Genomic DNA, 19773 nt, shown 5'->3' on the forward strand with positions numbered 1-19773 from the left:
GCCCATGAACCGCTACACCTATGTCATCGTCGGCGCCGGAGCCGCCGGTTGCGTCCTCGCGAACCGCCTGTCCGACGACCCGCGCAACCGCGTCCTCCTGCTGGAGGCCGGCGCCCGCGACCGCAGCCCGCTGGTGAAGATCCCGGCGGGATTCGCGAAGCTGATGGGCACCTCCGCGAACTGGATCTTCGACACCGCGCCGCAGCGACACCTCCGCAACCGCCGGATGTTCCTGCCGCAGGGCAAGGTGCTCGGCGGCAGCACGTCGGTCAACGCGATGCTCTACGTCCGTGGCAACCGGCTCGACTACGACGAGTGGGCCGACCTCGGCTGCACGGGCTGGTCCTACGACGAGGTGCTGCCGTACTTCAAGGTCCACGAGCGCAACGAGCGCCTGGCCGACGAGTACCACGGCATCGAGGGCGAGCTGAACGTCGCCGACCAGGTGCAGCACAACCCGACCACGCTGGCGTTCATGCGCGCGGCGCAGGAGGTCGGCATCCGGCGTACCGACGACCCGAACGGCGCCTCGCAGGAGGGCGTGTTCTTCCACCAGGTGACCCAGCGCGCCGCGCGCCGTGAGAGCGCCTCGACCGCGTTCCTCCACCCGGTGCTGGGCCGACCCAACCTCACCGTCCTCACCCGGGCGGAGGTCACCCGCGTCCGCGTCGAGGACGGCCGGGCCACGGGCGTCGAGTACACGCTCAAGGGCGAGAGGAGGCTGGTCCGCGCCGACCGGGAGGTCATCCTCAGCGCGGGCGCCATCAACAGCCCACGGCTGCTGCTGCTCTCCGGCATCGGCGCGGCCGACGAGCTCCGCGCGGCCGGGGTCGACCCCGTGCACGACCTGCCGGGCGTGGGCCGCAACCTGCGTGACCAGCTCGAGGTCTACATCACCCGCAAGGCCGCCCAGCCGGTCACCTACAGCGGCGAGGATCGCTGGCACCGTGCGCTCAGGCACGCGATCGAGTACGGCCTCTTCCGCACCGGTGCGGCCACCGCCACGATCACCGAGGGCGGCGCGTTCGTGAGCAGCTCCGACGACGTCCGGTCCCCCGACCTGCAGCTGCACTTCCTGCCGGCGTACGTCGTGTGGAAGGACGAGGCGCGGCACGCCGAGCGCATCCCCGGCCACGGTGTCACCCTGCTGGCGTGCAACGTCCGGCCGGTCAGCAGCGGCTCGGTCACCATCGCGTCCGCCGACCCGTCGGCGGCGCCGGTGGTGGACCCGAACTACCTCGCCGACGAGCGTGACCTGGAGGTGTCGGTCGCCGGCTTCAAGCTGATGCGCAAGGTGTTCGAGGCTCCCGCGTTCCGGGGGATCCTCGAGGACGAGCAGCTGCCCGGCCCGTCGGTGCGGACCGACGAGGAGATCCGCGACTACATCCGCGCGTGGGGCAAGACCGACTACCACCCGGTCGGCAGCTGCAAGATGGGGGTCGACGACCTCGCCGTCGTCGACCCCGAGTTGCGCGTCCACGGCCTCGACGGACTGCGCGTGATCGACTCCTCGATCATGCCGACGATCATCAGCGGCAACACCCAGGCGCCGTCGATGATGATCGGCGAGAAGGGTGCGGCGCTGATTCTCGGGTGACCGGTCCGGACGCCTCGACTCCACGCCGGAGCGGGACTGGTATCAAGGAGGGGTGACCGAGTCGGCCGCCGCCCTGGCGTTCCTCTGGCTCGGGATGGTGCTCGCCATCTCGTTCCTCGAGGCACCGCTGAAGTTCCGCGCTCCCGGAGTGACGCTCCGGATCGGCCTCGGGATCGGCCGGCTGGTGTTCCGCGCCCTGAACGTCGTGGAGGCGATCCTCGCCCTGGCGATGGTGGTCTTCCTCCAACTCGGCGACCCGATCGCCGCGGCCACCGTCGTCGCCGCCGTGGCGATCCTCGCGCTCGTCGCCCAGGTCGCCGCCGTACGTCCCGCGCTGACCCGCCGCTCCGACGCGGTCCTCGCGGGCGAGGACGGCCCCCGCTCGCACGCCCACCTCGCCTACGTCGCGCTCGAGGTCGTCAAGGTCGTCGCGCTGGTGGTCGCGGGCGCGCTGCTGCTCCAGGGCTGACCGTCGGCCCGACGGGCGCTGCTCCGGGACGTCGTCGACACCTCCCCTCCGGCGACGGCGTGCCCTAGCATCGCCACATGACCATGCTCGCTCCGTCCCCGGCTGTCCTGGGCACCACCGATGCGCGCGCACCCCGGTGTGGCGGGGTCGGCTCCGAGGAGGCGAGCCGCTGATGGGCGCCGGACACGGCCACGGCGGCGGGGGCCACGCCGGAGGGCGGCATCGCTGGCGGCTCCAGCTCGCCTTCGGACTCGTCGGCACCTTCTTCGTGGTCGAGCTCGTCTTCGGCCTGCTGTCGGGGTCGCTGGCCCTGATCTCCGACGCCGGGCACATGGCGGCCGACGTGGTCGCGCTGGGAGCTGCCCTCACCGCCACGAAGCTCGCGGCCCGGCCGGACCGGACCGGGCGCCGGACCTACGGCTCGTACCGCGCGGAGATCTTCGCCTCCGGCTTCACGGTCCTGATCATGCTCGGCGTCTCGGCGTACGTTGTGATCGCGGCGCTGCGCCGCATCGGGGAGACCGTCGAGATCGAGACCGGCCCCATGCTGGTCGTGGGTGCCCTCGGCCTGCTGATCAACATCATCTCGATCGTGCTGCTCCGGGGTGGCTCGAAGGAGTCGCTCAACGTCAAGGGCGCCTACTACGAGGTGATCGCCGACGCCGCCGGCAGTGTCGGCGTGATCGTGGCGGGCGTGCTCGTGGCCGCCACCGGCGACAGCTGGTGGGACACGCTGGTAGCCCTCGCGATCGGGGCCTTCGTCGCCGTCCGTGCCGTGATGCTCGGCCGCGAGGTCCTCGCCGTGCTCGGCCAGCACGTCCCGCAGGGCATCGAGCTCGACGCGGTCGTCCGCGACCTCGAGGCCGTGCCCGGAGTCGTCGACGTCCACGACCTGCACGTCTGGACGCTCACCTCGGGCATGCACGTCGCGACGGCCCACCTCGTCGTCGACGACGCCGCCCAGTCGCAGGCGGCGCTCGAGCAGGCCCGGGAGGTCATGCGCCGCAACCACGATCTCGAGCACGCCACCTTGCAGGTCGAGGTCGGCACCACCAAGGAGTGCGCCGAGACGACCTGGTGAGCGCGATCTTGGAGTGTCACGCAGGCCCCGGGGGCGGATAGCGTGGAGATCGTGTCCAATCGCTTGGCGTCCGCGACGAGCCCGTATGTCCTGCAGCACAAGGACAATCCCGTCGACTGGTGGGAGTGGGGAGCCGCGCCACTGGTGCCACGAGGTTCTTGGATTGGCGACTGTTGACGAAAATCTGCGAAACCGCAGGTCAGCGGCCTAGTGGCGGTTCGCGTCGGATCGGTGAATGCCGCCGTTGGACGCGGATTCCGGGGCTTCGTGCATCACTCTCGTGCATCACTTTGGGCCCATCACTGGCAACCCAGTGGCAGTCGATCTCGACGTGTTGAAGGACCTGACACGTCGCGAAGACATGTTAACTTTCCGGCCGATTCTTAACGGGTTGCTGCGGTCGTCGGTGACCGGTCGTCACGGCCCCAGGCATCCGATCGGGATGACGTGTACGCCGTCGGACCGGCGGCCGCCGGCGCCTGTAGATGTGATCACGCCGAGACAGCCAGGTTCCTTGTGCCGGTCGGTGTCGACGTTCCCGGCGAACTTGAGCAGGGACGCGGCCCCGGCGTCGACGTCGCGTGGGTTGAGCTTGACCTCGAAGGCTGCCCACTTGTTGTCCCGAGCGGTCAGCACGGCGTCGACTTCGTTGCCGTTCTCGTCGCGCCAGGAGTCGACGCGCCCTCGGTGCAGCTGCGCATAGATGCGGAGGTCACGGATGACCAGCGCCTCGAAGTGGAAGCCCAAGGCCAGGGGATCGGCCTTGAGTTCGGCACTGCCGATGTTCAGCGCGGCGGGTCCCATCGAGGGGTCGACGAAGTAGCGCACGGGCGCGGTGCGGAGTCGGGCTCGCGAGCGCATGTGAGGTCGCCAGGCCGCGGAGTCGTCGGTGAGCCACAGGCGAGTGAGTGCATCGAGGTAGCCCGTGAGCGTCTCGTACGCGATCGGCCCGCCGTCGCCCCCGACGTCCTTGGCCAGATCGCTCAACTTGACTGGCTGTCCGACGCCGCGACCCAAGGCTTCGAGGAGGCGGTGCAGATTGCCTGGGTTGCGGCGGTGGCCCATCTCTGGGACATCCACCTCCACGACCTGGCGCAGGTAGTCGGCCAGCCAGTCGCGTGCGAAGTCCTCGTCGGCGTCGAGCAGCTCTGGCCAACCGCCGGCGATGATGCGTCGGAGCAGTTCGTTGAAGGACAGGTGCGTGCCCAGGCCCGTCTGGCGCTCGCCGTCCAGGAGGCTGGCCAGCGACATCTCCCCGGTCGAGTGGCCAGACTCGAACAGGCTCATCGGCCGCATCTGCATGACCGAGAACCGTCCCGCTCCGGAGTGCCGGTTCGCGTCGTCGCGGGGTCGGGCGGATCCGGTGAGGATGAACTGCCCCTTCTCGTCGCGGTCGTCCACCTGGCGCCGCACGCGGTTCCAGATGTCCGGGGCGACCTGCCACTCGTCGAACAGGATCGGCGGTTCCCCGGCGAAGAGCGCTTGAGGATCGAAATCGAGCTGGGCGCGCGCCGCGGCATCCTCGTCGAGACGGATGATGGTGTTGGCGATCTGCGATGCCGTGGCGGTCTTCCCGCACGCCTTCGGTCCCTCGATGAGGACGGCACCCATCAGGCTGAGCCGGGCCTCGATCTCCCGGTCCGCGATCCGGGGCAGGTAGTTCGTCATGCACAAACTCTAACGTTCGCGTAGGATGAAATCGAACTTTTGCGATCAATGAATCTGAGGATTCGGATCACTTGAAGTCGAATTTTTGCGGATGCGCCTTGGCGTATCGGTGGTCTCGGTCGGCCCAAATCACGGGTTCTAGGCCCCGAACGACAGAAGTCTGCGCACTCGGTCTATGACTAGATGTCTGTTCTTTTGAGCAGTAATCTGTTCATGTGGATTTCGGTGAACCCTTCGGCGGCCTGATTCCTGGAGCGCGCGGCGCGGTGCTCGCGGTGCTGCTTCGCACTGGCGCGCCCCTGACCGGACGGCGCGTGCACGCGTTGGTTGCGGATCGCCACAGCCTGGGTGCCGTGCAGCAGGCGCTGCGAGACCTCGATCGACTGGGGCTGATCACGACGGAGGCCATCGGGCGTGCCGGCGTGCACCGCATCAACGAGGGCCATGCAGCCATCACCCCACTGCGTGCCTTGGCCAGCCCGATCGAGATGCTGACGCGCGTCGTGGAGGAGACCGTGCGAGGCGTTGACGCCGTCATCGTGTTCGGATCAGTTGCTCGCGGCGACGCCCACGCAGACAGCGACGTCGACCTCGTCGTGATCGCCCCCGCGACGTGGGACGGTAGGGCCGAATTGCAGCAGCAGGTCCATGAGCGCCTCGGCAATGACTGCGACGTCCTGCACCTGACTGGCGACCATTTCAGGCTCTCCCCAGAGGACCGCGAGCCGGTCGTGTCCGAGATCCTCCGCGACGGGATCGCCCTGGTCGGGACGATGCCGCGTCGGAGTCGGGTTGCGTCATGACGAACATGGAGAGCAGGAACCACGCCAAGAGCATCCTCCAGAAGGCCCAGGAGTACCTGGACTCAGCTCAGGACAATCTCGACCTCGAGCGCGCGACACCGGCCGCTGGGGATGCGATCCATGCCGGCATCAGCGCGAAGGACGCGATCGTGACGGCGTTGACCGGGGAGACCAGCAAGGCGAAGGACCACGCCAAGGCGGTGAAGGAGTTGCGCCAGGCGCTCGGTGCTCACCGCGATGCCGCCGCGGCCGAGAAGGCGTTGCGAGACCTGATCTCGATGAAGGGCGAAGTCGAGTACGGCGCCACGCTCATCACGCTCGCCAAGGCGAAGCCTCTCGTCCGGCGAGCGATGGTGCTCGTCGAGATCGCGAATGAGCTGGTGCGGCGTCCCTGATCGGAGCGGTGAGTCGTCACCCTGCGCGCCGTCGTCGCTTGGGCTGGGGCAGCAGATCTGCGATGTACACCTCGTCTCGCTCGGGCGCGACCAGCGTCTTGAGCGCCGGTTCGGCCAGCTCCATCCGCTTCTCCTCCCAAGCCAGCAGCTGGTCGAGGCGCCAGCGGTCGGGGTGGGTCATCACCGGGGCCGGCACGAGCGTCCGGTCCTTGAGGTTTTGGTAGCCCTTCGTCTTACCCCAGCCGTACCGCGCCATCACGTCGTGGGCATCGAGGAAGACGTGCCGCGGGTCGGCGTCGTCCCCGGCATCCGGCGGCCAGTGCATGGCTCACACCGCCTTCGGCTTGCCGATGACGGGCTGCGAGGCGAGCCGCTGGGTGCGGATGAAGGTCCGCAGGTCGCCGACGGTCGTGTACAGCCGCCGGCCGATCTTGAAGAACTCCGGTCCGGTGCCCTCCTGGCGCCACCAGCGCACGGTGTTCACCGGCGTCCGCAGGATCTCGGCGACGTCGTCGAGGGTGAGCAGCTCGTCGTCGTGGCGAGCGTGGAAGGGGACGTCGTGGGTGTTGCTGTTCATGGTTCCTCCTGTCAGGCGTTGACCCGCGAGGTTCGTGGGCGACAGGTAGGTGTGAAGGCGGTGCCGCACAGAGAGCCAAATACGTTCGATCGGATATCGTCGGGGAATGGATCGGGCGTACCTGATCGAAGTCGCACGACGAGCCAGCGGTCTGACCCAGGCCGAGCTCGCCGCCAGATCCGGTACTTCGCAGGCGACGATGTCGGCGTACGAACGAGGTCTGAAGTCGCCCACGCTCAAGGTCGCCGCGCGGATCCTCGAGGCCGCGGGCTACGACCTCAACCTGCGTCGGCTCATCGACTGGGTCGAGCACGAAGCGCCCGGAGTCGGGCACTTCTGGGTGCCGAGCACCGTCTGGCACGTCGAGACGCCCGACTGTTTCGCGATCCTGGCGTTCTCCGACCTCGTCGGCGACGGGCCGATGCGCGAGTGGGACATGCACGACCGTGCACAGCGCAAGGGCGTCTACGAGCAGTTGCTCCAAGGGGGCTCGCCCGAGGAGATGATCCGCTGGATCGACGGCCCCCTCCTGGTCGACGTGTGGGAGGAGCTCGAACTCCCGGACGCGGTCCGCGAGGCGTGGAAGTGGCCGATTGTGATCGCGCGGGGACCGACCCAACCGGGCACCGTGCGCATCCTGGGCCGAGGGGACGACTCGTTCACGGCTGAAGCGTGGGTCCGCGGACACGAAGCAGTGCCAAGGAGGGCGCCGGCTCCGAAGGAGCCGCGGGTGCGGTTCATCCGGACGCGCTTCGACCCGCGGCCGCCAGAGCTAAATGCGGACGGCGACGGGATGAAGCCGGCAGCGACCGTCGCCAAGGTCGCCGAAAGGCTCGCCACTCAATTGGCAACGTCGCGGCACCCCTCCGCCCTGGCCACCTGGAACGCTGGAGTCGGGTTCGCGCGGAGGTGGGCGGACTTGGGCAACGGCCACACCGTTGTGCTTGCACCGAGCGGCCCCGGGTGCGCCGTCGGCGTCACGGTCGAGCCCTACGACGACAGGCTCGAGGTAGGCGAGCAGTTGATCAGGCTGTGGCGAACGGGCTGAGGCGGAATCACAGCAGCCGGCTACGGGGCGAGACCTGGACTGCTCGGGGTCGGCGGATGGAACTCGCGATCCGCCATCGGCGCCGCGTTCCTGGCGTCAGAGCTCGGTCGGCCGCACGGCGGTCTTGGACACGATCCAGATCCCCGGGATGTCGCTGGAGGCTGCGCGCCAGATGGCGGCCCGGTGCTTGATGAAGTACTCAGCCATGACGGCCGAGGTGAGATTGCCCGAGGAGATGCAGAAGGCACGGACGCCCGCCTTCACCAGAGCTTCTCGCTCGGAAGTCGTCCGTCGGATCCGAGTGTCCTTCATGAGAACCGGCCAGCCATGCTCGCCGGCGACGGTCAGCCAATCGACGTCGTCGACGCCCTGCCCCGTCTTCTCGCCGTAGTGCTCGGCGAGAGTCGTCAGCTCCCACCCGTCCTCACGCAGGAGGCGTGGAACCTCGATCCGTCCCAAGCTTCGGTCGATGAAGAAGTGAGGCGACTCCACGCATCGCTCCGTCAGCTCTTGTCGACTCGGATGGCGTCTTCCACCTCAGTCACGCTGAGTCCGAACTCCGCGGCCACGGTCGCCGCAGATTCGCCCGCGTAGAACAGACTCAGCACGTCCTCTACCCGTGCCCCGCCATGCCTGAATGTCGGCTGGCCGAAGCCCCGGCGGATATCGGCGACGACCTCGGCTTGGGCGTATCCGGGCAGCGGAATGGCGACCGCATAACCGTCAGCTCCCCAGGTGATTCGCTTGAGGTACTCCCGCACCACCTCGGCGAAGACTCCCTGTCCGTCGCGCACGACCACCAGGTCACGCCGTGAGGCGGGCAGGTCGTCCTCGACCTGCTGCGTGTAGTCGTACAGAACTTCCACACCGTCGGTGTAGAGCCGTTGCGACGCGAGAGCGTTGTGGATGCCGAACTCCCGCTCCAGCCGATCAAGCGCCGGGCGGATCCGTTGGAGCGGAACGCCAGCCTTGCGGATCGCTGAGAGGGCGTAACCCTCGGCCAGCCCGACGAATGGGATGGCGGGGCCCCGCTGACCTGAAGCACCAAGGGCGGTGATGACTGGCTTGCCCCGGACGATCCGCTTGCTGTCTCGCATCTCGTAGCCGCGCGCCCACGTCCGGAACGTGCCGTCGTTCACGTCGAGGTACCGCGCGGCCTCGGCGAGCGTGTACAGAGGGGCTTCGAACTTGTCGACGGCGGACCGTTCGACGGCGAGTGCGGTCACGACGAGCTCCTCTCGTGGGCGGGCAGGAACATGTCAATCATGCCGCAGACGACCGACGGTAGTTCGCACGCTTGTCTCTGCGGTGTCTACATGCCCAGGCCTGGGCCGCTGGATGGCACCGACGGCGGCCGATAGGTGATGTCCGGCTCCGGGCGTCTCCTGGGCGCCGACGTCCGCCGGGGCTTCATCGTCCCGAACCGCTCGATCGCCTCGGCCGCCGCCTCCCGCGCGTGGGCCGGGCCGAGGTCGGCACGATCCCGGCCGAACACGTCGCACCACTTCGTGCGCGCATCCTCGACGGATTCGGCGACGAGGTGCGCGACGTTTCGCTCGCGGCCGCGTGACATCCCGACGTACGCCGACGCGGCTCCGCTGTGCTCGCCGACCAGCACATGGCTCTCGGTGACAGTGGCGCCTTGCGCGCCGTAGGCGGTCGTGGCGTAGGCGAGCTCGACATCGCGGCGCACGTAGTCGGGCGGCAACACACGAGTCCCCGCCTCGCCCCTGACGGTGAGCGCGCCGCGATCGCACGAGACGACGATCCACAACTCGCGGTTCGCGACGTCGGCATCGCGGTCGTTGCGCCGGGTCGCGATGGTGTCGCCGACGCCGAGCCGTTCACCTGCCGCGGTCAGCACCTGCTCGTCGACTTCACCGGTCGCCTTGCGGATCCGGTGCGCGAAGGTGTTGATCCGGCCCACCTGCTCGCGGGTGTCGGCGACGACGAGCTTGCCGACGCTGGCTTCGGCCGACAGGCGACGCGTCCGCTCGACGTCGCTTCCGTGGATGGCGATCTCGCCGCGGGCGAGGAGTTCATCGAACACCTCGCCAGGCGCGGTGCCCGTCCGCATCCGCACCGACAGCTCGGCATAGCGGGGGTCCTTGAAGCGGCGTACGCCGTCGAGCTGTTGCACCCGCTCGGGTGCGTACCTGATCGCCAGATCCAGGACCCCGCCACGGCCGACGGCGGGGAGCTGATGGCGGTCGCCGACCAGAATCACCAGGGCCTTGGTCTCGTCGGCCAAACGGAGTAGCGCGCGGGCAGTGTCCTGATCGATCATGCCCGCCTCGTCGACGACGAGCAGGTCGCCTCGACGCAGTCGGGCGCTGACGTCGGGCACGGAGTCGACTCGACTCCACCGACCGTCCTCGTCCCAGCGGAAGCCGTGCTGGTGCAGCAGCCAGGCTGCGGAGTACGACGCCGCGCCGATCGCGCCCTCTGCGACCTGGGCCGCCTTGAGAGTCGGTGTCACCACGACCATCCGACGCCCGGCCGCGATCGCGCGCTCGCGGGTTGCCGCGAGACGGGCGGTCTTGCCAGCCCCGGCCGCGCCCTCGATCACGGTGATCGTCTTGGCTTCGCCACGAGTCCCAAGGCGGTCGACGATCTCGTGCTCGACGGCCAGCACGTCGACCGACGTGAACGAACGCACGTGCTCGGGCACGTTCGATCGGGGGAGTAGCGGGCGTGAGGCGACGATAACGCGAGCGGTCAGATCCTCTGCCAACTCACGACGCACGGCCCGGTCGACCACGCCTCCGCCGGACGCGATGATCCGCTCGACCTCACCCCGAGCGTCGGCAGCGTTCCACGCCGAGCGACGTGAGCCCAGCCGGACGAGAGCCAGTTCGACGACACCGTCGCGGTCGACGGCGCCCGTCCGCAACACAGGTAGTGGAGCGCCTGGCGCCGGAGCGACGAAGCCGAGCTCGTGCAACTCCTCCATCCAGCGGTGCCGCAGTTCCTCACCGTTTGTAGGCACCACCTTGTCCGGCCGCGCGTCGGCCCACGCTCGCCGATCCCATGCCTGCCGCAGCGCCGGCCCGGGCTCCTCGCCGGGATGTTCGGGGCGCCACTCGGCCTCGTAGGTGTCGATGTTGGCCTCGATCTGCTTCGCCCGTGCGCTGAACGCTCCCGTGTACGGCGCCAGCTCGACGACCTCGCCGGTCTCAGCGTCCAGTGTCAACCCGCGTCGCGCCAGGGCCTCTCGGAACCCCGGATTGGTCATCACCGCCGCGTGCCCGATGCCGTTGATCGCCTCCAGGCTGTCGCGAACCCCGACCGTGTGGAGTCCTCGCCACGCGCCGGCAGCGAAAACTCGGGAGTTGACCTGGAGGTGCAGGTGTCGATGAGGGTCGCCGGCCCGGGAGGTGAAATGGCGTACGACGGCCGCCTCGATCTGTTCGACCGGCACCTGCACCTGCCGGTCCCGAGGCCCGACGCGTGTCGTCGCGTGGGTGGCGAGCCACCCGATGATCTCCTCGGCCGCTGCCATCTGCGCGGCGTCGTATGCGGCTCCGATCTTGGGGTCGAGCGCGGCCGCGAGCGACCAGGTCTTCGGCCCGTTGACGGTGACCTCGACGAACCTCACGCCCTTGTCGTCCTTCCGCAACAGCCCCTTAGCGAGGCCGGTGTCGACGTCGGAGCCAGCCACCCAGCGCTCGTAAGTCTCGCCGTCCATATTGGACCGGCGGTCGATGCCGTCAGGAGTCGCGGCGAAGCGCATCGCGATCCCGCTGCCCTCGGCGAGGTAGTAGTCGTCCGCCCGGGACCGATCGGCCTCGACGTAGTGTCGAGCGGCGGCTGCTGCGCCGCGGTAGATCTTCATGCCGCCATGCATCGAAATCACCTCCGTCAACAACCATCAACAACCGTGAAACCGCAGGTCAGCGGCCACATCGGCGCCCGTCCCACTACGGAACTTCGTAGCATGCGTGCCGCTTGTTGAGGAGGAGAGATGGCGTCAGGGGAAGGAGAGATTGAGGAGCCATTGGTGGTTGGTGATGGAGGGGGAGGGCAGGGGGAATGGGCAGAGGACGAGGGAAACCTGGAGACGGGAGGAGAGAAAGGGGTCCGGCTCCGGGTCCACTCCGACAAGATCCGGGCCGTTCGTGAGGATTCGTCGGCACCGACTGGAAGACTGCGCTTCGTGAGTGTGACGAGCAAAGAAGCCGAGCGGGCAGTACTCCACAAGACCATCTGGCGCATCGCCAACGACCTGCGCGGCAGCGTCGACGGTTGGGATTTCAAGACCTACGTCCTCGGCACGCTCTTCTACCGCTTCATCTCCGAGAACCTCACCGCCTACCTCAACGAGGCCGAGCGACAAGCCGGCAACGAGGACTTCGACTACCGCCGCCTGCACAACGCCGAGGCCGAGTTCGGCCGCGAGGAGACGGTCAAGGAGAAGGGCTTCTACATCCTGCCGGGCGACCTGTTCGCCAACGTCCGCGAGAAGGCGTGGCACGACGAGAACCTCAACGAGACCCTGAGTCGCGTTTTCAAGAACATCGAGGGCTCCGCGGTCGGCGCGACCTCCGAGGAGGACATCAAGGGTCTCTTCGACGACCTCGACGTGAACAGCAGCAAGCTCGGTCCGACCGTGGCCAAGCGCAATGAGAAGCTCGTCAAGCTGCTCGACGCCATCGGCGACCTTCCGCTCGGCGGCGCGTTCAGGGAGAACAACAACGACCTCTTCGGCGACGCCTACGAGTACCTCATGCAGATGTACGCCTCGGCGGCTGGCAAGTCCGGCGGTGAGTACTACACGCCCCAGGAGGTCGCCGAGCTCCTCGCGCGCATCACGGTCGTCGGAAAGACCGAAGTCAACAAGGTCTACGACCCCGCCTGCGGGTCAGGCTCGATGCTCCTGAAGTACGAGAAGGTCCTCGGCCACGGCAAGGTCCGTCAGGGGTACTTCGGCCAGGAGGTCAACCTGACCACCTACAACCTGTGCCGGATCAACATGTTCCTGCACGACATCCCGTACGAGAAGTTCGACGTCGCCCACGGCGACACCCTGATCGACCCGGCTCACTGGGACGACGAGCCGTTCGAGGCGATCGTGTCCAACCCGCCGTACTCGATCAAGTGGGAGGGCGACGCCAACCCGCTGCTCATCAACGACCCTCGCTACGCGCCCGCGGGCGTGCTGGCGCCGAAGTCGAAGGCCGACCTGGCCTTCACCATGCACATCCTCAGCTGGCTCGCGGTCAATGGCACCGCGGCGATCGTCGAGTTCCCCGGCGTCCTCTATCGCGGCGGCGCCGAGCAGAAGATCCGCAAGTACCTCGTCGACAACAACTACGTCGACACCGTCATCCAGCTCCCGCCCGACCTCTTCTTCGGTACGACGATCGCCACCTGCGTGATCGTGCTCAAGAAGTCCAAGGCCGACAACAAGATCCTGTTCATCGACGGCTCCGCGCTGTTCAGCCGGCAGGGCAACAAGAACAAGCTCACGCTCGGGCACCAGCAGACGATCCTCGACGCGTTCGCCAACCGCGAGGACGTGCCGCACTTCGCGACGCTCGTCGATCACGAGGTGATCGCCGACAACGGCTACAACATCGCCGTCAGTTCGTACGTCGAGGCCGAGGACACCCGCGTCGCCGTCGACATCACCGAACTGAACGCCGAGATCGCTCGGATCGTTGGGAGCCAGTCGAGGCTCCGCGCCGAAATCGACGCGATCGTCGCCGACCTGGAAGGAAACCGCTGATGCAGGCCAACCCGGCGAAACTGCTCGACGCCCTCGGCATCGGAGGACGCCAGTTCGTGGTGCCGATCTACCAGCGGGTGTACTCGTGGCGGCCTTCCGACGTGCGGCGGCTATGGGACGACGTCCTGCGGGCCGGCGCGAGCAGCGCGATGGCCAATCACTTCACCGGATCGATCGTCTACATCGGCAAGGGTCAGGGCACCCGGACGTCGACCGAGCCTGATCTGCTGATCGACGGCCAGCAGCGAGTGACCACGGTCAGCCTGCTCTTGCTGGCACTGTCCGACCATTTGGAAACGCTCCCCGAAGACCAACGCGAACCGGCCGATGGATTCACCTCTCGGGAGATCCGCGCCAACTACCTCACCAACCCACTGAAGGACGGCGAGCGGTTCTTCAAGCTCGTGCTTTCGAAGGCTGACAACGAGACTCTGAAGGCCCTGATCAAGGGCGCGCCGCTTGCGCCAGGACGTTCGCGCATCCGAGACACCTACGAGTTCTTCACCGAGAAGCTCAAGGATCCCGGCGTCAGCCTCGAGGACGTCTGCACTGGCCTCACCAAGCTCGAAGTGGTGGACATCGAGCTTGCTCGGGGAGTTGACGACCCGCAACTGGTCTTCGAGTCGATGAATGCCACGGGCAAGCCGCTCGAGCAGAACGACCTTGTTCGGAACTACGTCCTCATGGACCTGGAGCAGGAAGCTCAACGAGCGCTCTATGAGTCTTACTGGCGTCCGATGGAGGAGCTGTTCAGTGGCGATGACGAGTGGTGGTTCGGCGAGTTCGTCCGCAGCTACCTCACGCTGAAGACGGGCGCAGTACCCCGACTTGGTGACATCTACGAGGCGTTCAAGGCGTACACACGATCCCTTGATGCCCATTGGCGAGCGAGCCAAGCGGCAGAGTTGCACGAGCACGCCACGTGGTTCGCGCGCATGGTCCTCGGGACCGAGCCCAACGACCAGCTCCGTCGGCTGTTCGGAGAGCTGCGGCAGCTCCAGGACACGATTTTCTACCCACTCGGCCTGCGTCTCTACGCCGAGTACCAGAGGGACGCGGGCGCGCTCTCGCGAGAGGGCTTCATCTCGATTCTGACAGCGGTGAGGACGTACCTCCTGCGGCGGAGCATCTGCCGCATCCCGACCAACGTGCTCAACAAGACGTTCGCGGCCTTGGCGGTCGTCACGAGTGACGCGCCGATCACGGACGAGGTCGTCGGACGGCTGCTCGCGTACGGCGGCAGTCAGGAATTTCCCTCGGATGAAGAGTTCGCCGAGGCGCTTCGCACAGGCAATCTCTACAAGCTCGGCCGCAAGAGCTACTTCCTGCACGAGATGGAGAACCATCTCGAGACGGGCAACGGCCTCAAGCGTCGGAAGGAGGAGGTCCAGACCCAGGGCTTCACTGTCGAGCACGTCATGCCCCAGAACGAGAACTTGTCGCCATGGTGGAGGAACGCGCTGGGCGAAAATTGGCGTGAAGACCACCAGCGTCTGCTCCACACGCTTGGCAACCTGACGCTCACTGGCTACAACCCGGAGTACTCGGACAAGGACTTCCCGGACAAGCGCGACATGGACGGCGGCTTCACGATCAGCCCGCTTTTGCTGAATCAGGGCCTCGCAGAGCTCGACACGTGGAACGCCGCGCTGATCGAGGAGCGAGCGGAAAGGCTGGCGGCCAAGGCGGTGCAGCTGTGGCCAAGGCCGCAGCTGCCCGACGAGGTCGTCGACGCGTACCGCACGCAGGTCTCGGTCGGCCGGGGCTTTGACTGGAGCCTGCTCCACCAGATTCTCGACGTCCTCCCCCCTGGTCGATGGACCGGCTACTACTACCTGGCGGAGATCGTCGGCACCGCGTCACAGCCGCTCGCCAACCACGTGTCGAAGTGCACCGAGTGCAAGCACGCCTACCGCGTGATGACGTATGACGGCCGCATCGCCGAAGGATTCAAGTGGGGTGCGGACTCCGAACACGCTGGCAAGGACCCCGTGGATGTCCTCGCCGAAGAGGGACTCCAGTTCATCGACGGCAAGGCCGATCCTGCCCAGAAGATGCAGACCGACGAGTTGCTCGCGCTCGTTGATGGGCCGATCGAATGAGCCGCATCGACGACCTCATCGCCGAGCGCTGCCCCACCGGCGTCGAGTTCAAGACACTCGGCGACGTTGGAGAACTGATCCGGGGTCGCCGTTTCACGAAGGCCGACTACGTGACGGAGGGCCTCGGGTCCATTCACTACGGCGAGATCTACACGGAGTACGGCACCTGGGCGACCGAGGTGCGCGCGTTCGTCCGGCCGGAACTCAAGGGCAATCTGCGTCTCGCGCGGACGGGTGACCTCGTGATCGCCGCAACCGGGGAGAACGTGAAGGATGTCTGCAAGGCCGTAGCTTGGCTCGGAGCCGACGAGATCGCCGTCCATGACGACTGCTACATCTTCCGCCACAGTCTGGATCCGAAATACGTTTCGTACTTCTTCCAGTCCAGCGCCTTTCAAGAACAGAAGACGATGTTCGCGACGGAGTCGAAGCTGGCACGCATCTCTGGTGTGAACCTGGCAAAGATCAATATGCCTGTTCCGCCCGCGGCGGTTCAGCGCGAGATCGTGACGATTCTCGATAAAATGGAAACGCTGAAAGCCGAGCTTGAAGCCGAGCTTGAAGCCGAGCTTGAATACCGCTCCCGCCAGTATGCGTATTACCGCGACTCGCTCCTCGCATTTGCCGAGAGAGAGAGAGTCAGGTGGGCGACCTTGAGCGACGTAGGCACTCTATACAGCGGCTTGACGGGCAAGTCGAAGGCGGACTTCAGCGACGGCAAGGCGCGCTTCGTGACCTACGTCAACGTGTTCAACAACCTGGCCACGGATACCTCGCCGGAAGCGCGGGTGAAGGTCGCGGACGGAGAGCGACAGAACCGAGTGAGGTTTGGCGACATACTCTTCACGTCGTCCTCGGAGAGCGCTGAGGAGGTGGGGATGTCGTCAGGCGTCACTGCCGAGCCACTGGAGCCTCTGTACCTCAACAGCTTCTGTTTCGGCTTCCGGCCAAACGACGTTGACGAGTTGAATCCCGAGTTCGCCAAGCATCTCTTCCGCGCGACAGTAATGCGTCGTCAGATCATCAGGACTGCAAGTGGAGTGACCCGCATCAACATTTCCAAGGAACGGTTCCGAAACATCGAACTCCCTATTCCGGATCCGGCTGAGCAGGAACGTATCGCCGCCCTGCTCGATCGATTCGAGGCGCTCGTCAACGACATCTCGATCGGGCTTCCGGCCGAGATCCAGGCGCGGCGCAGGCAGTACGAGTACTACCGGGACAAGCTACTGACGTTCGAGGAAGCGGCGTGACCGAGTTCCCCGAGCTGGGCGCGGCAGGCAGCGCCACGCACTTCGAGCCGATCTCGGTGAGCGACGAGAGCACCGTCGTCGCCGAGTTCGTGCCCGATGGTGCGGGTGCGTCCGGCTACCAGAGCGAGGCCGAGCTCGAAGTCGAGCTCGTGAAGCTCCTCCAGGGGCAGGCGTACGAGTACCTGCCGATCACCAGCGCCTCAGCGCTTGAGGCGAACCTGCGTGCCCAGCTCGCGGCGCTGAACAAGGTCGAATTCTCTGACGCCGAGTGGCGGCGCTTGTTCACGGAGTCGATCGCCGGCAAGAACGACGGCATCGTCGAGAAGACCCAGCGGATCCAGACCGATCACGTCCAGGTCCTCAAGCGCGACGACGGCACGGTCAAGAACATCTACCTGGTCGACAAGGCCAACATCCACAACAACCGGCTCCAGGTCATCAACCAGTACGAGGTCGACGGCGCCCGATCCAACCGTTACGACGTAACGGTGCTGGTCAACGGACTGCCGATGGTGCACATCGAGCTCAAGCGCCGCGGTGTCGACATCCGCGAGGCGTTCAACCAGATCAACCGCTACCAGCGGGAGGGCTTCTGGGCCGACTCTGGGTTGTTCCAGTACATCCAGCTGTTCGTGATCAGCAACGGCACGCTGACGAAGTACTACTCCAACACCACCCGCGAGCGGCACGTCAACGAGACGGTCGGTGGCAGGCGGGGCAAGAAGCAGTCGTCCAACACGTTCGAGTTCACGAGCTGGTGGGCCGACGCCAACAACCGGGCGATCGCCGACCTGACCGGGTTCACGAAGACCTTCTTTGCCAAGCACACACTGCTCAACATCCTGACGAAGTACTGCGTCTTCGACGTCGACCGGAACCTGCTGGTGATGCGGCCGTACCAGATCGTGGCAGCCGAGCGGATCCTGCAGAGGATCGAGACCTCGACCAACTACAAGCAACTCGGCACCGTCGCCGCTGGCGGCTACGTCTGGCACACGACCGGCTCCGGCAAGACGCTCACGTCGTTCAAGGCCGCGCAGTTGGCGAGCAAGCTGACGTCGGTCGACAAGGTGCTGTTCGTCGTGGACCGCAAGGACCTCGACTATCAGACTCAGCGGGAATACGACCGGTTCGAGAAGGGCGCCGTTGACGGCACCACCAACACCTTGCACCTCAAGCGGCGGCTGGAGGACCCGGCTTCGCGGATCATCGTCACCACGATCCAGAAGCTCGACCGCTTCATCAAGGCCAATGCCAACCACGAGATCTACGGCGGGCACATGGTCGTGATCTTCGACGAGTGCCACCGCAGCCAGTTCGGCGACATGCACGTCGCGATCACCAAGGCGTTCAAGAAGTACAACCTGTTCGGCTTCACCGGAACACCGATCTTCGCCGAGAACGCCGGGTCGAGCGCCAACCCGCAACTGCGCACCACCGAGCAGGCGTTTGGCGACAAGCTGCACACCTACACGATCGTCGACGCGATCAGCGACAAGAACGTCCTGCCGTTCCGCATCGACTACGTCAACACCCTCAAGATCCCGGACACCCTGACCGACAAGCAGGTCGCCGCGATCAACACCGAGGCCGCGCTGCTGAGCCCGGAGCGCGTCGGGGCCGTGACGTCGTACATCCTCGATCACTTCGACCAGAAGACCCGCCGCAACGCGACCTACCGGCTGGGGGACAAGCGCGTCGCCGGCTTCAACTCCATGTTCGCTACCGCCTCGATCGACGCGGCCAAGCGCTACTACAAGGAGTTTGAGGAGCAGCAGCGCGAGCGGGAGATCGCCAACCCGGGCTACCAGCGTCTCAAGGTCGGGCTGATCTTTAGCTACGCGGCCAACGAGGACCTCGAAAGCGGCCTCCTTGGCGAGGAGGAGGTCGAGACTGACGACCTCGACCAGAGCTCGCGTGACTTCCTCGAAGATGCGGTCCAGGACTACAACGCCATGTTCGGCACCAGCTTCGACACCTCGGCTGACCGGTTCCAGAACTACTACAAGGACCTGTCGCAGAGACTGAAGAACCGCGAGCTCGACCTCGTCATCGTCGTCAACATGTTCCTCACAGGCTTCGACGCCACGACCCTCAACACCCTGTGGGTCGACAAGAACCTGCGCTCTCACGGCCTGATCCAGGCGTACTCACGTACCAACCGGATCCTGAACTCGGTTAAGACCTACGGCAACATCGTCAGCTTCCGCGACCTGGAGGAAGCCACAAACGACGCTCTGTCGCTGTTCGGCAACAAGGACGCGCGCGGCGTGGTTCTGCTGAAGCCGTACGCCGACTACTACGGCGAGTACTTCAAACTCGTCGCCGACCTCACTGCGCTGTTCCCGCTGAACGTGCCGATCGTCGGCGAGGCCGCGCAGAAGCAGTTCATCGCGCTGTTCGGCGCGATCCTGCGGCTGCGCAACATCCTGGTCTCCTTCGACGACTTCGCCGGCCACGAACTGCTGACCGAGCGGGAGTTCCAGGACTACCGCAGCATCTACCTCAACCTGTACGCCGAGTTTCGAGGCCAGGATGCGGCCGAGAAGGAGTCGATCAACGACGACGTCGTCTTCGAGATCGAGCTCATCAAGCAGGTCGAGGTCAACGTCGACTACATCCTGCTGTTGGTCGAGCAGTGGCGCGACGCCCGCGGCAACGGCTCCGACGTCGAGATGTCCGCGCTGATGAACATCCAGCGGGCCATCGACTCCAGCATCACGCTGCGCAACAAGCGCGACCTCATCCTCGCGTTTGTCGACTCCGTCAACGTCAGCGACGACACGGGCGAGGACTGGCGTCGGTTCGTCGAGGCCAAGAGGGCCGAGGAGCTCGAAGCCCTCATCGCGGCCGAGAGGCTCAAGCCCGAGGAGACGCGAGCCTTCGTCGCGGAGGCGTTCCGGGATGGCGCGATCCCCACCGCGGGCACCGCGATCACCAGAATCCTGCCGCCCGTTTCCCGATTCGCCGCTGGCGGCAGCCACGCGCTGACGAAGCAGACCGTGCTTGACAAGCTCGCTGCGTTCTTCGACCGCTACTCCAGCCTGTAACC

The 19773-nt window shown here is 66.3% G+C and carries 17 protein-coding genes; 11 read left to right on the forward strand and 6 right to left on the reverse strand.

Going from position 1 to position 19773, the window contains the following annotated elements; genetic code table 11:
- The first annotated feature begins 4 nt into the window (after positions 1-4).
- The 4 genes from ACYVKX_RS13765 (at position 5) to ACYVKX_RS13780 (ending at position 3324) form a co-directional block, all read left to right on the forward strand.
- Positions 5-1597: a GMC family oxidoreductase gene (locus tag ACYVKX_RS13765; protein ID WP_460833292.1), complete on the forward strand. Its 1593-nt coding sequence runs from the start codon at positions 5-7 to the stop codon at positions 1595-1597.
- A gap of 52 nt (positions 1598-1649) precedes the next feature.
- Positions 1650-2066: a hypothetical protein gene (locus ACYVKX_RS13770; RefSeq protein WP_460833294.1), complete on the forward strand. Its 417-nt coding sequence runs from the start codon at positions 1650-1652 to the stop codon at positions 2064-2066.
- Between the two features lie 172 nt (positions 2067-2238).
- A complete protein-coding gene (locus tag ACYVKX_RS13775) occupies positions 2239-3147 on the forward strand; it encodes a cation diffusion facilitator family transporter (protein WP_460833296.1) in 909 nt (302 codons plus the stop codon).
- 51 nt (positions 3148-3198) lie between these two features.
- On the forward strand, positions 3199-3324 hold the full coding sequence (locus tag ACYVKX_RS13780) for a DUF255 domain-containing protein (RefSeq protein WP_460833740.1): 126 nt from the start codon (positions 3199-3201) through the stop codon (positions 3322-3324).
- Positions 3325-3564: 240 nt separating this feature from the next.
- On the opposite strand, the gene ACYVKX_RS13785 is transcribed toward ACYVKX_RS13780, so the two are convergent.
- A complete protein-coding gene (locus ACYVKX_RS13785) occupies positions 3565-4815 on the reverse strand; it encodes an ATP-binding protein (protein ID WP_460833298.1) in 1251 nt (416 codons plus the stop codon).
- A 215-nt stretch (positions 4816-5030) separates the two neighbouring features.
- On the opposite strand from ACYVKX_RS13785, the gene ACYVKX_RS13790 reads away from it, so the two are divergent.
- Complete coding sequence (locus tag ACYVKX_RS13790; RefSeq protein WP_460833300.1) at positions 5031-5618, forward strand: nucleotidyltransferase family protein; 588 nt, start codon at positions 5031-5033, stop codon at positions 5616-5618.
- The gene (locus ACYVKX_RS13795) at positions 5615-6013 is read left to right on the forward strand and encodes a hypothetical protein (protein ID WP_460833303.1); all 399 of its coding nucleotides are present in this window, start codon (positions 5615-5617) and stop codon (positions 6011-6013) included. The genes ACYVKX_RS13790 and ACYVKX_RS13795 overlap by 4 nt, the downstream gene beginning before the upstream one ends.
- Before the next feature lie 16 nt (positions 6014-6029).
- Here ACYVKX_RS13795 and ACYVKX_RS13800 read toward each other — a convergent pair whose 3' ends face one another.
- Both ACYVKX_RS13800 and ACYVKX_RS13805 read right to left on the reverse strand, forming a co-directional pair.
- Complete coding sequence (locus tag ACYVKX_RS13800) at positions 6030-6338, reverse strand: hypothetical protein (protein WP_460833305.1); 309 nt, start codon at positions 6336-6338, stop codon at positions 6030-6032.
- 3 nt (positions 6339-6341) lie between these two features.
- The gene (locus ACYVKX_RS13805) at positions 6342-6590 is read right to left on the reverse strand and encodes a helix-turn-helix domain-containing protein (protein WP_460833307.1); all 249 of its coding nucleotides are present in this window, start codon (positions 6588-6590) and stop codon (positions 6342-6344) included.
- 106 nt (positions 6591-6696) lie between these two features.
- On the opposite strand from ACYVKX_RS13805, the gene ACYVKX_RS13810 reads away from it, so the two are divergent.
- Complete coding sequence (locus ACYVKX_RS13810) at positions 6697-7638, forward strand: helix-turn-helix domain-containing protein (RefSeq protein WP_460833309.1); 942 nt, start codon at positions 6697-6699, stop codon at positions 7636-7638.
- A gap of 96 nt (positions 7639-7734) precedes the next feature.
- On the opposite strand, the gene ACYVKX_RS13815 is transcribed toward ACYVKX_RS13810, so the two are convergent.
- The 3 genes from ACYVKX_RS13815 to mobF all read right to left on the reverse strand — a co-directional run bounded on the left by ACYVKX_RS13815 (position 7735) and on the right by mobF (position 11473).
- Positions 7735-8130, reverse strand: a complete 396-nt coding sequence (locus tag ACYVKX_RS13815; RefSeq protein WP_460833311.1) for a PIN-like domain-containing protein — start codon at positions 8128-8130, stop codon at positions 7735-7737.
- Positions 8131-8141: 11 nt separating this feature from the next.
- On the reverse strand, positions 8142-8864 hold the full coding sequence (locus ACYVKX_RS13820) for a DUF433 domain-containing protein (protein WP_460833313.1): 723 nt from the start codon (positions 8862-8864) through the stop codon (positions 8142-8144).
- Positions 8865-8950: 86 nt separating this feature from the next.
- On the reverse strand, positions 8951-11473 hold the full coding sequence (mobF, locus tag ACYVKX_RS13825) for a MobF family relaxase (RefSeq protein WP_460833315.1): 2523 nt from the start codon (positions 11471-11473) through the stop codon (positions 8951-8953).
- Between the two features lie 321 nt (positions 11474-11794).
- On the opposite strand from mobF, the gene ACYVKX_RS13830 reads away from it, so the two are divergent.
- The 4 genes from ACYVKX_RS13830 to ACYVKX_RS13845 are packed head-to-tail and all read left to right on the forward strand — an operon-like array spanning position 11795 to position 19771.
- Positions 11795-13366: a type I restriction-modification system subunit M gene (locus tag ACYVKX_RS13830; RefSeq protein ID WP_460833318.1), complete on the forward strand. Its 1572-nt coding sequence runs from the start codon at positions 11795-11797 to the stop codon at positions 13364-13366.
- Positions 13366-15468, forward strand: a complete 2103-nt coding sequence (locus tag ACYVKX_RS13835) for a DUF262 domain-containing protein (RefSeq protein ID WP_460833320.1) — start codon at positions 13366-13368, stop codon at positions 15466-15468. The genes ACYVKX_RS13830 and ACYVKX_RS13835 overlap by 1 nt, the downstream gene beginning before the upstream one ends.
- Positions 15465-16721 carry a restriction endonuclease subunit S gene (locus ACYVKX_RS13840; RefSeq protein ID WP_460833322.1) on the forward strand — a complete coding sequence of 419 codons (1257 nt, stop codon included), beginning with the start codon at positions 15465-15467 and terminating at the stop codon, positions 16719-16721. The genes ACYVKX_RS13835 and ACYVKX_RS13840 overlap by 4 nt, the downstream gene beginning before the upstream one ends.
- Complete coding sequence (locus tag ACYVKX_RS13845) at positions 16718-19771, forward strand: type I restriction endonuclease subunit R (RefSeq protein ID WP_460833324.1); 3054 nt, start codon at positions 16718-16720, stop codon at positions 19769-19771. Before ACYVKX_RS13840 ends, ACYVKX_RS13845 begins: the two co-directional genes overlap by 4 nt.
- Positions 19772-19773: the final 2 nt, after the last annotated feature.

It is taken from the genome of Nocardioides hungaricus (assembly GCF_054782915.1).

Bases quoted from the DNA above. Each gene is read 5' to 3' on its own strand.
- ACYVKX_RS13765 (WP_460833292.1), top strand. From the start codon at position 5: ATGAACCGCTACACCTATGTCATCGTCGGCGCCGGAGCCGCCGGTTGC.
- ACYVKX_RS13775 (WP_460833296.1), top strand. From the start codon at position 2,239: ATGGGCGCCGGACACGGCCACGGCGGCGGGGGCCACGCCGGAGGGCGG.
- ACYVKX_RS13785 (WP_460833298.1), bottom strand. From the start codon at position 4,815: ATGACGAACTACCTGCCCCGGATCGCGGACCGGGAGATCGAGGCCCGG.
- ACYVKX_RS13795 (WP_460833303.1), top strand. From the start codon at position 5,615: ATGACGAACATGGAGAGCAGGAACCACGCCAAGAGCATCCTCCAGAAG.
- ACYVKX_RS13800 (WP_460833305.1), bottom strand. From the start codon at position 6,338: ATGCACTGGCCGCCGGATGCCGGGGACGACGCCGACCCGCGGCACGTC.
- ACYVKX_RS13805 (WP_460833307.1), bottom strand. From the start codon at position 6,590: ATGAACAGCAACACCCACGACGTCCCCTTCCACGCTCGCCACGACGAC.
- ACYVKX_RS13810 (WP_460833309.1), top strand. From the start codon at position 6,697: ATGGATCGGGCGTACCTGATCGAAGTCGCACGACGAGCCAGCGGTCTG.
- mobF (WP_460833315.1), bottom strand. From the start codon at position 11,473: ATGAAGATCTACCGCGGCGCAGCAGCCGCCGCTCGACACTACGTCGAG.
- ACYVKX_RS13835 (WP_460833320.1), top strand. From the start codon at position 13,366: ATGCAGGCCAACCCGGCGAAACTGCTCGACGCCCTCGGCATCGGAGGA.
- ACYVKX_RS13840 (WP_460833322.1), top strand. From the start codon at position 15,465: ATGAGCCGCATCGACGACCTCATCGCCGAGCGCTGCCCCACCGGCGTC.